Annotated in this window: 12 protein-coding genes and 1 other annotated feature; of the genes, 1 reads left to right on the forward strand and 11 read right to left on the reverse strand. The window is 39.8% G+C overall.

Annotation, left to right across the window (positions count from 1 at the left end):
* Positions 1–118: 118 nt before the first annotated feature.
* The 11 genes from mreD to SAZ04_RS00795 form a co-directional block, all read right to left on the reverse strand.
* Positions 119–643, reverse strand: coding sequence for a rod shape-determining protein MreD (mreD, locus tag SAZ04_RS00745; RefSeq protein WP_332689503.1), 525 nt, complete (start codon positions 641–643; stop codon positions 119–121).
* Positions 640–1,515, reverse strand: a complete 876-nt coding sequence (gene mreC, locus SAZ04_RS00750; RefSeq protein ID WP_332689506.1) for a rod shape-determining protein MreC — start codon at positions 1,513–1,515, stop codon at positions 640–642. Before mreC ends, mreD begins: the two co-directional genes overlap by 4 nt.
* Before the next feature lie 13 nt (positions 1,516–1,528).
* Positions 1,529–2,569 carry a rod shape-determining protein gene (locus tag SAZ04_RS00755; protein WP_332689509.1) on the reverse strand — a complete coding sequence of 347 codons (1,041 nt, stop codon included), beginning with the start codon at positions 2,567–2,569 and terminating at the stop codon, positions 1,529–1,531.
* 290 nt (positions 2,570–2,859) lie between these two features.
* Positions 2,860–3,552 carry a RadC family protein gene (gene radC / locus SAZ04_RS00760; protein WP_332689930.1) on the reverse strand — a complete coding sequence of 231 codons (693 nt, stop codon included), beginning with the start codon at positions 3,550–3,552 and terminating at the stop codon, positions 2,860–2,862.
* 54 nt (positions 3,553–3,606) lie between these two features.
* Complete coding sequence (locus SAZ04_RS00765) at positions 3,607–4,179, reverse strand: Maf family protein (protein ID WP_332689512.1); 573 nt, start codon at positions 4,177–4,179, stop codon at positions 3,607–3,609.
* Positions 4,180–4,583: 404 nt separating this feature from the next.
* On the reverse strand, positions 4,584–5,636 hold the full coding sequence (locus SAZ04_RS00770) for an SPOR domain-containing protein (protein WP_332689515.1): 1,053 nt from the start codon (positions 5,634–5,636) through the stop codon (positions 4,584–4,586).
* A 42-nt stretch (positions 5,637–5,678) separates the two neighbouring features.
* Entirely contained in the window at positions 5,679–5,957 is a 279-nt protein-coding gene (locus SAZ04_RS00775) for a hypothetical protein (protein WP_332689517.1), read from the reverse strand.
* On the reverse strand, positions 5,935–6,288 hold the full coding sequence (locus SAZ04_RS00780) for a hypothetical protein (RefSeq protein ID WP_332689520.1): 354 nt from the start codon (positions 6,286–6,288) through the stop codon (positions 5,935–5,937). Before SAZ04_RS00780 ends, SAZ04_RS00775 begins: the two co-directional genes overlap by 23 nt.
* A gap of 37 nt (positions 6,289–6,325) precedes the next feature.
* Positions 6,326–7,087, reverse strand: coding sequence for a prepilin peptidase (locus tag SAZ04_RS00785; RefSeq protein ID WP_332689523.1), 762 nt, complete (start codon positions 7,085–7,087; stop codon positions 6,326–6,328).
* A gap of 570 nt (positions 7,088–7,657) precedes the next feature.
* Positions 7,658–8,953 carry a bifunctional folylpolyglutamate synthase/dihydrofolate synthase gene (locus SAZ04_RS00790; RefSeq protein WP_332689526.1) on the reverse strand — a complete coding sequence of 432 codons (1,296 nt, stop codon included), beginning with the start codon at positions 8,951–8,953 and terminating at the stop codon, positions 7,658–7,660.
* Between the two features lie 542 nt (positions 8,954–9,495).
* Positions 9,496–12,138 carry a valine--tRNA ligase gene (locus SAZ04_RS00795; protein ID WP_332689529.1) on the reverse strand — a complete coding sequence of 881 codons (2,643 nt, stop codon included), beginning with the start codon at positions 12,136–12,138 and terminating at the stop codon, positions 9,496–9,498.
* Between the two features lie 46 nt (positions 12,139–12,184).
* Positions 12,185–12,438, reverse strand: a binding site (T-box leader).
* Between the two features lie 176 nt (positions 12,439–12,614).
* Here SAZ04_RS00795 and SAZ04_RS00800 point away from each other — a divergent pair.
* A complete protein-coding gene (locus tag SAZ04_RS00800; RefSeq protein WP_332689532.1) occupies positions 12,615–12,824 on the forward strand; it encodes a hypothetical protein in 210 nt (69 codons plus the stop codon).
* Positions 12,825–12,873 lie beyond the last annotated feature (49 nt).

Genomic DNA, 12,873 nt, shown 5'->3' on the forward strand with positions numbered 1-12,873 from the left:
GTCACCTCACCCGAGTAAAACGAGAAAACAGTGATGATACGTTAATTCAACACGACGCCCGCTAAACCCTTCTTTGTCTTGAGAAAGATGTAGAAAAATCACGTTTTTTTGTCGTATTTTACCTTTGACGAAGACTTGCTTGTTTTCCGACATACTGAAATAGTTTCTTAACAGGAATATAGACTAGGGTAGCAAAAGCGATATTTAACACCAATCCTGGTAAAAAACGTTCATTGAAAAAATGAATGGCTGACAAATCCGTTATTCCAATTAGTCGGTACAAACCAAATTGATAATACTCAAAAATAGAAACTGCTAGCGCCACAAATAACAAATGCAGCAAAAGAGAATCCTGTACGAGCTTATATGTATAGGCAAACGCATAGCCTATGAATCCAAAACCAAACATGTATACACCAAGGAGCTGCGTATAAACGATATCGTATACAAGTCCTAAAACAAGACCATATATAATACTACTATAACGACCGAAGTGGATGCCAATAAGGACAAGCATCACAACAATAAACCGAGGCACAATTGTTACACCGATATCATGCTGATAAGGTGTGACCAATTGAAAGAGCGTACCTTCTATAACCAACAAGAGAAAAACGAGTGTAGGAATATAGAAACGGCTCACGATGTTTCCTCCTCAAGCAATTCTGGATCAAGTGTCGTACTTGTACGCTCAATAATATACACATAATCTAATGCATAAAAGTCAGCTGTGGGCTCAATAAAAGCATTTTGAGTTAATCCGTATTCATCTGGTTCTACACGGACGACTTCACCAATTAGCAAGCCACTTGGGTACACGCCACCTTTACCTGATGTCGTAACCATTTGACCTTCTTCAATTTCTGCTTCGAAATCAATTTTTCGCATAATCAATAACCCAGCATCCTCATCATAGCCTTCTATGAAGCCATACTCTGGCTGATCCATTGCAATCATTGCCGATACTCTGTTTGTGCGATCATTGTCGGATAAAAGCTGAATTCTAGAGGAAAATTCACTTACTTGCTTTACTTTTCCAATTAACCCACCTTTTGAATCAATGACACCCATGTTTGGCTCGATTCCATCATCTGATCCCTTGTTTAACCCAATATACTCTGTCCAACGATCTGGACTTCTTTGAATTACAACCGCCGATCTCATTAAATAATCGTTTAAACTTTCTTCTAATTCGAGCATGTCTTTTAATGTATTGTTCTCATTTCTAAGCAAACTCCGCTCAACTGAAATTTGCGCATATTCATCAAGTCTTGCTTTAAGCACTTTATTTTCCTCATACATATGCTGGATATCTCTAACATTTTCAAAGAAACCCGCTACAGCGTATGCGGGTTTCGTAAAAATGGTTTGCACCCATCCAACAGCATCTCTGATGACTTGTTCTGGTCCCGTTACTTGTTCTCGATCTGAACGAGAATAGCCAATCATGGCGACCAAAATAATAATGCTGACGAGAAGAATAATTAATTTTTTGTTTGAAAAAAAGGATGGCATGCCTGACACCTACTTACAATTTTCTATCCGAGCGTGATGTGATCCCCGCTTTTGAACGAAATAAATGAAGATTTTCAAGCGCTCTTCCTGTTCCAATCGCTACACAATCTAATGGATTCTCAGCTACAAGAACAGGCATATTCGTTTCATCACTTAATACACGATCAAGGTTACGCAGAAGCGCTCCCCCACCTGTAAGGACGATTCCTCTATCCATAATATCCGCTGCAAGCTCTGGTGGAGATTGTTCTAGCGTATTTTTCACTGCTTCAATAATCGTTGTGACCGTATCAGCGAGTGCTCCCGCAATTTCTTCCGCTGTAACCGTAATAGTCTTTGGAAGACCCGTTAGCAAGTCTCGTCCACGGATATCCATATCATCAACGCCTTCTGGTGCACCAGCAGATCCAACCTCTAGCTTAAGCGCTTCAGACGTTCTTTCTCCAATCATTAAGTTATACTTTTTCTTAATATATTGAATAATTGCCTCATCCATCTCATCACCAGCTACGCGAATCGACTGGCTCGTAACAATGCCACCGAGTGAAATAATCGCGACTTCGGTCGTACCTCCACCGATGTCAACAACCATGCTTCCCGTTGGTTCCCATACAGGCAGATCGGCACCAATCGCTGCAGCAAACGGCTCTTCTAATGTATAAGCCTCTTTTGCTCCAGCTTGCTTCGTCGCATCTTCAACTGCTCGCTTCTCAACTGCTGTAATGCCAGACGGTACACATACCATTACTGATGGCTTACGTGCAAAAATCGAACGATTTTTTAGTGCCTGTTGAATAAAATATTTTAACATCGTTGCGGTTGTATCAAAATCGGCAATAACCCCATCTCTCATTGGACGAACGGCAACAATGTTACCAGGCGTACGTCCGATCATGTTCTTTGCATCGTTACCAACTGCTTCAATTGATCCTGTATCTGTTCTTAGTGCTACTACGGATGGTTCACGAACGACAATGCCCTTACTTTTTACGTAAACAAGCGTGTTTGCTGTTCCTAAATCAATTCCTATATCTTTTGAGAACCCACCAAACATCTATGTATCTCCCTTCATACAAATCCGAAATCATAACCTTCATTATAACGAATAATTATTAAAAAAAATAGCCTTAAGTTCCCCAACTTTTGACGAAATGCAAAGAATTAATCAAACTCCTCAAATTTAATTGCTGAACTTACCAAGTATACAAGGAAATCGTTTTGATCAACAGCTCTCCATTCTCCCTTTCCCCCCAGAAAAAGGCGACAAACCTATGTTACCATTCTCATCAAAGGATCGCTATCCTCAAATTTTCTTTTGACCTCTTTCTCGATGTGGCGTCCTTATTATATGACATGTCCTTGCTCCTTTAGACTGACAAATTTGCGATCCCCAATAATAATATGATCAAGTAGTTCAATCCCGAGCACTTTTCCTGACTCTGTTAATCGTTTCGTCACTTCAATATCTTCCCGGCTAGGGGTTGGATCGCCACTAGGATGATTGTGTAAGCAAATAATCGAAGCCGCTGATCTACGAAATGCCTCTTTATACACCTCACGTGGGTGGACGATGCTTGCATTTAAACTGCCAATGAAAATCGTTTTTCGTAAAATGACATGATTCTTCGTGTCAAGATACAAACAATCGAAATGCTCTTGCTTCAGAAAGCGCATATCCTCCATCACGTAATTGGACACATCTTCTGGTGAACGAATCACATATCGTTCATCAGGCTTCAAGCAGTGAATTCGTCTACCTAGCTCAATCGCGGCTAAAAGCTCGATCGCCTTAGCTTCTCCAATTCCATTAATCGTACATAACTCTTCAATCGCGGCGTCCTTTAACAGCATAAGTCCATCAAATTTCGCTAACACTTGTTGAGCAACTTGTAAAACTGATTCTTTTTTCGTCCCACTCCTAAGTAATATCGCCAGGATCTCTTGATTCGTCAAAGCACTTGCTCCTTCTTTCAACAATCGTTCACGCGGTCTTTCACGTAAGGGAACATCTCGGATGAGGAATGATGATTGAGGCAGAGGAAACACTCCTTTCTACTTTGTTCAAGTGAGGTAGGTTTTATGAAACTTCACTTACATATTTGGGGTAATGCCTAGTTTTTGCAATTCTCTCATCGTTTTTGCAAGAGGCAATCCAACAACGGAGAAGTAATCACCGATTATTCGCTTCACCAAATAGGCTCCGAAACCCTGGATACCATAGCTACCCGCTTTATCAAACGGTTCACCGCTACGAATGTACATCGAGATATCATCATCTGATAACGGGTAAAATTCAACATCGGTTTTCTCATAAAATATCTTGTTTCCTTCGCGAGAGTAAAGCGCCACTCCAGTATAGACACTATGAGTATGACCAGATAACAATCGTAGCATTACTTCTGCTTCTTTTTCGTCTTGTGGTTTCCCAAGAATATTATCACCAAACGCAACGACAGTGTCAGAGCCAAGCACAATCGCGTCTTTATTTGTTACCCAAACATCTTCTGCTTTTTGACTAGCTAATTGCATAACGACATCAGCTGGAGACAGTCCCTCCTCTACTTCTTCGATTACCGTACTTGTTTCAATGGAAAATACATAATGGGCTTGTTCGAGCAATTCTTTTCGCCTCGGGGAACCTGAGGCTAAAATGAAAGATTTCATGAAGGGGTCACCTCTACAATTGTTTTTCTTTTTATTGTACAGGTTCGAAATTAGAATACCAAATTTTTCTTATTTCTGCCATAAATGTGTTAGGAAAACTGACCTAAGAGCTTATAATGTTGCTGTCCATTCAAAACCTGACTTGCTTCAGTGCTTTTTGTTCAGGAACTACCACACTTTTTCGCTACATTTGAATTTTATCAGCGAATTCGTCAATATATCAGCGAAAAGCTTAATTTATCAGCTAAATCGAATTTATATTAGCAAATTCCGTTTTTTAACAGCGAATCCGGTTTAATTGCGAATTTCAGCATTTAATTACATGAAGATAAGTGGATATTGTACCTTATTGAAATACGCAAAAAAGATGGCGCAAGTTCGTTGGCCACCTTTCTCTACTTTAGTTATTGTTGCGCTTGTACGAGTTGATCATATTCAACGAGAGCATCCAAAAGTGCTTGTTGCGACTGCCATAACACTTTTTCATCAGAAGAATCAACATATGCTGCGAGCTTGTCTCCAGCAAGAACCAAATTGTCGCCAAGTGCCAATGCATGAACTTGTGCTGCTTGTGACAGCTGCGTAAATGCTTGATCTCTTTCCGCTTGTAAACTGTCTGTTGATTGCGTTAATTGCCCAAGACGCTCAGGTGTAAGCAAAGATCCACCACCAAGGGCATCAACTGATAACTGAAGAAGTTCCTTGTAATGAGCGATTGCGTTCGTAAACCAGGCCGTTACTGCCTCGGATTGTCCTGTCACAGCTTGACCATCAACTTGAAAAGATTTTAAATACGTATCTTGTCCATAACTTTCATAAAGAGAAGCGACTTTATTCGCTTGTGCACGATCTCCACCAGCACCTATAAACATATAAATCGGATCAGTCCCTTTTGTTAACGTACCAGCAACTCCTTGGCCTTTTAACTGAGCAACAATTTCTTCGCCTTTCGCGAGATCAGAAAAGGCTCCACCTTGAACGACCTCTAACGTTAAAACCGGAAAGCTATCTCCACCATCTGAGAAAGTCGGAATCGCTCCTGTTGTCGTGTCTTCGACTGTTACACTAGTAGGATTGCCTGTAAAAACCGTTAAGATCATAAAACCTAAACTAAGTCCCACTACTACTGCTGAAAATAAGGCGACAACAAGCATCACCGGAAACTTCGGATTTTTTGCACCACTATGTGTTTTTTTCTTACGATTAAAGGGTAACTTTGGACTTTTTTCACTAAATCCATCATCCCAATAAGGTTGTCCATTTCGGATTCTTTCTTCCTGTCTTTTTCCAAAATCTATGATGTTATCTGGTTGAGGAATGATTTCAGCTTCGTCTTCTACTACATGTTCACGGGTCGCTCCAACTTCATCTTTCACGTTTGCATCTTTATTATGCTCGTTGATCTTTTGTTCTTTCCCATTTAAACGAACCGAGATTGTTTGTTTTTCTCTTCCCACAGTAGTCACTCCTCTCGTAAACCGTTCTTTACTCTTATTCTATTAAAAGTGAACAGATAATAGAACGAGAGAATACAAAAAAGAAGGAAGATTTCTTCCTTCTTTTTTGTATTCGGATTCGTTATAAAGAGGTGAGCGTTTCCCACCTGGTCGCGGATATTCTATTAAAGGCGTTTCCTCCTGTAATCCTTCAGCTACTTCAGGAAAATAGAATGCGGAGAGGACGATCATAAATTCGAAAAGATCGACTGCATCTTTCACTCGAATTTGCTCACGTGGACTAACATATGAAATAGAATCAATATTCATCAAACGATCCAAGATCAATTTCTTCAGTGAAACGAGCCAGTCCCTCGTAATCATTTGCACGAACTTTCACATGTAACCTAACTGTCCGTATTCCTTCTATGGAGATCGGCAATGATTCGACGTCTGGTGATGAATCATTCGATTCCTGTTCATCTTCATACAGATCAGAAATTTTAGGGAAAATGGTGACAACTGTTTCTTCTTCTTCCATCTCTTCATCTGCTAAAAAATCTGTCCCATCGCCCTCCACGATCACAATCGAACTGAGATATGTGTCGGAAATGCCTACTGCACGAGCTAATGCCAAAAGAAGCTGATCCATTAACGCATTCACAGATTTCATTATTATATCAAAGGGTAAAAGGGTCAGACCCTTTGGTTTATGTTAGAAACGTGCTTATATACCATTCTATTAAACTCGAGCCAATAAAATAAGCAGTAATTGTGCCCAGTACAATAAATGGCCCAAAAGGAATTGGCTTCCTACGTTCCAACTTGCCGATAACTAAACCGATTCCACCAATGATCGCTCCATAAAAACAAGAAAAGAAAAACGCAAATAATACGCCCTGCCAACCTAGCACGAGACCTAACACCGCAAACAACTTAATATCGCCACCACCCATACCACCCTGACTAATGATGGCAATTGCAAGCAATAACGTAAAGCCAAGTGCCACCCCAACCAATGCATCCCAAAGCGGGTCAAGTGGTGCAACTGTCACTCGCAAAAGGAGAAAAAGAGGAAAAAAGAACAGCAACACTTTATCCGGTATGAGCATGTAACGAAGATCACTGACAAAAATAATTGCTAGTAGCGACATTAACAGCATCGAAACAACCGTCTCCCACGTCCATCCAAACACGATAAACGAAGCAACAAACAACACACCTGTCATGAACTCGGTAAAAGGATACAACGGCGAAATCATTTGTTTGCACCCGCAACAGCGTCCACGTAACACCAAATACGAAAAAACAGGCACCAAATCAAGCGCTCCTAAGTCACGGTTACAGGCCGTGCAATGTGACCGTGGCCGAACGATTGATTCTCCTACCGGAACGCGGATGCCGACAACGTTATAGAAGGAACCTAGCGTAATGCCTATTATAAAGATATAAATAAAAATGAGTACCATCATCCATTTGTACCTACTTTACTTAGAATCTCGAGACTTGACCAAATAAGCAGAGTAACCAATTGTATTTCCATTTACCATCACATACAACTCTTTTGAAAAGCTCTGAAAAAATCGCTCATTCTCTTCTGTATTCATATACCTGTTTTCAATTAGTTCTCCAACCGTTAATATCGGAGTTTCTCCATACTACTCATTTCTTCTACGAGCTTTTTTTCTTTCCATTCAAGTTCTACTTGTTTTGAAAGAAAAAACGCGAATAGAATACTCAAGGCGAAAAAAAGTAAGTAACGCTACGTTAGCATATATGCCTATGACAATAGTCATCTCTGAATCTATTAAGCATGCTGTGATTATTGTATAATAAAGAAGAACTAATGAAAAGAACGGCTTTGACGGAAAGCTTGACAGAAATTAAGTAATTTGGGATGGCTATTAGGAATAAATACTTATTTTAACTAGAAGAAAAAACATGAAAGAACCTATTCTTTACGTTGCAGGTTCTTTCATATCTTTTCCTTTGCAGAACGGTTGCTTTTCATGCTCGACTTTTAAATACAATCGAGCCTACTCTTACTTGCTATACCATCTTTCTCTAACGGCAGAGATAAAATAAAGGGATCCACAAATGATTAACATTTCATCTTCTTCGAGCGCGGTTACTTCCGCAATGAAAGCATTCGTCCAGTTTGTTTCGTACCGTTTTGTTGTAACTGCTGCTTGCTCACATAATGTTTGGGCATCTGCTGCACGAAAGAAATCAAACGTTGTGAATGCAAATGAGGCATCCATTTTTTCAAAAGGCTTCAACAATGCATTCATATCTTTTTCTTTTGTAGCCGCCACAAGAAAGCGATAGCGTTTCAATGGATAATGCTGCTCGAGCGTCTGCGCTAATGACTCCATTCCTTCTTTATTATGGGCGCCATCAACAATCACAAGAGGCTTTTCACTTAGCTTTTCAAATCGACCAATCCAGGTCGTGGCAGCTAAGCCTTTTCGAATATGCTCATCCGTAATAGAATGGTACTCTTTTTCTCGCAACACATCTAATGTCTTTATGGCAACTGAAGCATTTTCCCGTTGATGGGCTCCAGGCATTTGAATCGTTACATTGGCCAAAGAGCGAACATCACTTTCATATGTAAACTGTTGCTTCGTCCCATCAACGCTAAGTAAACGTTCGTGAAAATCAACACTTAGTTGATAGTAGTCTGCATGTACATTGGCTGCTTTCCCCATTATGATATCTTGCGCCGTTTTTTGTGATACGCCAGAAACAATTGGGATTGACTGTTTTATGACTCCTGCTTTTTCAGTTGCAATTTCAGAAAGCGTTTCGCCTAAAATGTGCATATGATCAAATCCAATTGATGTGATGACTGAAAGAATCGGCTCAATCACATTCGTCGAATCTAATCTCCCACCTAAGCCTACTTCTAGTAAAACGATGTCAGGCTTTGCTATATTGGCAAAATAGTCAAAGGCAATCGTTGTAATCACTTCAAATTCTGTCGGACTGCCAAGCTCAGTTTTCGCCAGCTCTTTCACTAATGGACGAACGCGGTTGCCACATTCAACGAGCGAAGCTTCATCGATTGGTATCCCATTAAATGAAATCCGTTCTTCAAACAATTCAATAAAAGGCGAAGTAAACGTCCCTACATTATAACCAGCTGCTTCTAACACATGCCTCATAAAACTAAGTGTAGAGCCTTTCCCGTTCGTTCCACCAATATGAACGGCCTTTAGTTGTTTTTCAGGATTCCCAAGGCGTTCGAGCATCCAGCCCATTCTTTTTAACCCAGGCTTGATTCCAAATGGCAATAAACTATGAATCCATTCAATTGTCTCAGCACTCGTCTTCATGTACCCATCCCCTTTTTCCTCTATTTCTCTAAAATAAAGGTTGCTCCAAAAAGGCGACTCACCTTTTGGACCAACCTCTAAAACATTAAAGCCGATGCTATTCGTCTTGGTCACGGTCTATTATACCGATAATTCTTTCAGCATTTCAATCTTCAAGATCATCTTTATTGAAGCGGGAGTATTTCTCTTCCGATTTATATTCATGAATATTCTTAAACACAACCTTCGTTCCACCACTCGTAACATGAAAGCCGTTTGATTATCTAAGAGTAAACTGAACAAGTAAATCTATAGAATAATCTAAACCTTCTTTGAAAGGGTTATTTCTTATAAAAGATTCTTAATGTAGAAACTGAGGATCAAAATAATTTTAACCTTACCATTGCTATTTTTGTTAGTTCTTCGTTGGATTCACAATATGAAAAGATTAAATCTTTCACTTATCATATATCAATAAACCTAGTAATTGAGTAAATATATATAGTTACATGTAGAAAAGAGCTTGGATACAATCCAAGCTCTTTTTCCAAAATACGATTCTTCTAAGCCTTCAACTCCGCAATTCTCGCTTGCACCGTTTCACGCTTCTCCATATAATCAGCTTGCTTCGCTTTTTCCTCTTCAATGACTTTCTCAGGAGCTTTCGCGATAAAACCTTTGTTGCCTAATTTCTTGTCTACTCGTTCGACTTCTTTATTCAACTTTTCTAATTCTTTTTCGAGACGAGCAATTTCTGCATCCAAATCTAGTAAGCCTGCTAGTGGTAAGAATATCTCTACTCCAGAAAGAACTTGTGACATTGACTTTTCTGGTGCTTTTACATCCGTACCAACTTCAAGTTTACTTGGGTTACAGAATTTCTCGATATAGCTTTGGCCACGAGTTAGTTTCCCTAGTACTTGGTCGTCTTTAGCAGAAATCAGCAATTCAATTTGCTTGCTCATTGGTACATTCAACTCTGCTCTTGTATTTCGAACGGAGCGAATGATTTCTTTTAATAGTTCCATATCTTCAACAGCATCTTCGAATATATCGGCCTCATTTTTCTCTGGCCATGCTGCGATTGTAATCGATTCGCCCTTATGCGGCAAATGCTGCCAAATTTCCTCGGTAATAAATGGCATCATTGGGTGTAGAAGTCGCATTGTCTGATCAAGAACATAAGCTAGAACTGATCTAGTCATTTTCTTAGCTACTTCGTCTTCTCCGTACAATGGCAATTTCGCCATTTCAATATACCAATCACAGAGGTCATCCCAGATAAAGTTATAAAGCAAACGTCCCACTTCGCCAAACTCATAGGCATCAATTAAACGCGTTACATCGGCAATCGTTTCTTGAAGGCGAGTTAAGATCCATTTGTCAGCAATTGTTTTCTCACCTGTTAAATCAATCTCATCGTACGTTAAGCCTTCCATATTCATAAGGGCAAAACGTGAAGCATTCCAGATCTTATTACCGAAATTCCACGTTGATTCGACTTTTTCCCAGTAAAAGCGTAAGTCATTTCCCGGGGAACTACCAGTAGATAGAAAGAATCGCAAGGAATCCGCCCCGTATTTGTCGATAACATCCATTGGATCGACTCCATTTCCGAGAGACTTACTCATTTTACGGCCTTCTGAATCACGAACAAGCCCATGAATAAGGACATCATCAAATGGTCTTTCCCCTGTAAATTCAAGCCCTTGGAAGATCATTCTTGATACCCAGAAGAAAATGATGTCATAACCCGTTACCAACACATTCGTTGAATAGAAACGATCAAAATCTGGTGATGCTTCATCTGGCCATCCCATCGTTGAAAAAGGCCAAAGAGCGGAACTAAACCATGTATCTAGTACGTCTTCATCTTGTTTCCAATTTTCCTCATCTGCTGGTGCTTCGTGTCCAACGTATACTTCACCTGTTTCTTTATGATACCATGCTGGTATACGATGCCCCCACCAAAGCTGTCTTGAAATACACCAGTCACGAATGTTTTCCATCCAGCGCATGTACGTTTTCTCAAAACGGTCTGGAACAAAGTTTACTTTTTCTTCTGTTTTTTGGAGGTCAATTGCAGCATCTGCTAATGGTTGCATTTTCACAAACCATTGTGTTGATAAATAAGGTTCAACAACTGCACCACTACGCTCTGAATGCCCAACAGAATGCATATGCTCCTCAATTTTAAATAAGACGCCAGATTCTTGTAAATCTTTTACGATTTGTTTTCTGCACTCAAAGCGGTCCATTCCGTTGTATTTTCCAGCTTTATCATTCATCGTACCGTCTTCATTCATAACGAGGATGCGTGCTAGATTGTGACGGTTTCCAATTTCAAAGTCATTCGGGTCATGGGCTGGTGTAATTTTTACGGCTCCTGAACCGAACTCCATGTCAACATAATTGTCCGCAACAATTGGAATTTCTCGACCTGTAATCGGAAGGGTAACCGTTTTGCCAATTAAATGTTTGTATCGTTCATCTTCAGGATGAACAGCAACAGCTGTATCACCAAGCATCGTTTCTGGACGCGTTGTTGCGACCTCTATTTGCCCATTACCGTCTGTTAAAGGATAGTTCATATGATAGAATGCGCCTTGAACATCTTGATGAATGACTTCAATGTCTGATAGCGCTGTTTTTGTTTGTGGATCCCAGTTAATAATGTATTCTCCGCGGTAAATTAATCCTTTTTCATAAAGCTTAACAAATACTTCACGAACCGCTTTTGAAAGACCTTCATCTAACGTGAAACGTTCACGGGAATAGTCGAGTGAGAGTCCAACCTTTGACCATTGGTTGCGAATGAAAGAAGCATACTCTTTTTTCCATTCCCATGATTTTTCTAGAAACTTCTCACGGCCTAAATCATAACGACTTAGTCCTTCTTCTTTTAGTTTCCCTTCTACTTTTGCTTGTGTTGCAATCCCTGCATGGTCCATTCCTGGTAACCAAAGAGTGTCATACCCTTGCATTCGTTTCACACGAGCAAGAATATCTTGCAATGTCGTATCCCAAGCATGTCCTAAATGAAGCTTTCCAGTTACATTGGGTGGTGGAATAACAATTGAATATGGTTGTTTCGATTCATCACCTGTTGCCTCAAAAAATTTACCCTCTATCCAATAAGAATACCATTTTGCTTCGGTTTCTTGTGGATTGTATTTCGTTGGCATCGTTAGCTTTTCATCACTCATTATTAGATCCTCCTTAAAATAGAACAAATAAAAAAACCCTCTCCATCCAAAGGACGAAGTGAGTTCACTCGCGGTACCACCTTTGTTTGCAACACAAATAAATCCTATGTGTGCTACACACTTAAACTGATAACGGTCAGTATCCGGCTAAGCTTACTTTAGCGTCTTTGTTAATGGACACTTTTTTCAGCAAAGCTGCTCCTAGGCGACATTCGAATCGTACATCTTAAGAAATCTCTCAGCAAATGATTTCTTTCTCTAAAAGGTTCCGATCCTACTCTTCCTATTCTATGCATTCAATGATTGTTGTTATATTTTAGCTCGAATTGTATTCATTCGTCAATAACAGGATCGCCCATTTTTTTCTTTTTTATACGATGATTACAACTCGTTGCAAAAAGTCTACTTGCTTGCACATCTATTGGGTTGTTGCATAACGTAAAAGTAAGGAGTTCTTTAGAAAGTGAGGTGTCACGATGCGTCGTCGTTTCAGGCGTTTTCATCATCATCACCATCATAATCGCCCTATTTGGTGGTTAAAATTACGGGCTATGTTTGCTCAAATACTCATTCCGCTCATCGGCTTTCAGCTTTTACGTACACTTTTGCTACCAACTACGTTTGATGTTATCTTATTAACGATAATGATCGTCCTATATTTTTCCATTAGCCTACGATTTATCTAATACAAAGACAAAACCTATCTACTCATTAAAGAAAAAATAACGCTCTCTT

The sequence above is a fragment of the Halalkalibacter lacteus genome, assembly GCF_036663595.1.
In the GTDB taxonomy this organism is placed as follows: Bacteria; Bacillota; Bacilli; order Bacillales; family Bacillaceae_D; genus Halalkalibacter; species Halalkalibacter lacteus.

Bases quoted from the DNA above. Each gene is read 5' to 3' on its own strand.
- SAZ04_RS00800 (WP_332689532.1), top strand. From the start codon at position 12,615: ATGCGTCGTCGTTTCAGGCGTTTTCATCATCATCACCATCATAATCGC.
- mreC (WP_332689506.1), bottom strand. From the start codon at position 1,515: ATGCCATCCTTTTTTTCAAACAAAAAATTAATTATTCTTCTCGTCAGC.
- SAZ04_RS00785 (WP_332689523.1), bottom strand. From the start codon at position 7,087: ATGATGGTACTCATTTTTATTTATATCTTTATAATAGGCATTACGCTA.
- SAZ04_RS00780 (WP_332689520.1), bottom strand. From the start codon at position 6,288: ATGAAATCTGTGAATGCGTTAATGGATCAGCTTCTTTTGGCATTAGCT.
- SAZ04_RS00795 (WP_332689529.1), bottom strand. From the start codon at position 12,138: ATGAGTGATGAAAAGCTAACGATGCCAACGAAATACAATCCACAAGAA.
- SAZ04_RS00755 (WP_332689509.1), bottom strand. From the start codon at position 2,569: ATGTTTGGTGGGTTCTCAAAAGATATAGGAATTGATTTAGGAACAGCA.
- SAZ04_RS00790 (WP_332689526.1), bottom strand. From the start codon at position 8,953: ATGAAGACGAGTGCTGAGACAATTGAATGGATTCATAGTTTATTGCCA.
- SAZ04_RS00765 (WP_332689512.1), bottom strand. From the start codon at position 4,179: ATGAAATCTTTCATTTTAGCCTCAGGTTCCCCGAGGCGAAAAGAATTG.